This window comes from Bacillus pretiosus, assembly GCF_051294775.1.
Taxonomy (GTDB): domain Bacteria; phylum Bacillota; class Bacilli; order Bacillales; family Bacillaceae_G; genus Bacillus_A; species Bacillus_A wiedmannii.
This window is the reverse complement of record NZ_JBPPHF010000554.1, coordinates 1-284: the sequence shown is the minus strand read 5'-3', so window position 1 is coordinate 284 and position 284 is coordinate 1. Positions and strand designations below refer to the sequence as shown.

Sequence of the window (284 nt, the reverse complement as noted above, 5' to 3'; positions counted from 1 at the left end):
AGGTAACACAGGCGCTACTGGTGCTACCGGACCTCGAGGTAACACAGGCGCTACTGGACCTCAAGGAAACACGGGCGCTACTGGTGCCACTGGGCCTCAAGGTAACACGGGCGCTACTGGTGCCACTGGGCCTCAGGGTAACACGGGTGCTACTGGTCCCACTGGGCCTCGAGGTAACACGGGTGCTACTGGTGCTACCGGTGCCACTGGGCCTCAAGGTAACACTGGTGCTACCGGTCCCACTGGGCCTCAGGGTAACACGGGTGCTACTGGTCCCACTGGAC

The 284-nt window shown here is 62.3% G+C and carries 1 pseudogene; it reads left to right on the top strand.

Annotated elements, in window-relative coordinates:
* Window positions 1–284: pseudogene (locus ACSG5Z_RS32135) on the top strand (collagen-like repeat preface domain-containing protein); the annotation flags it as partial.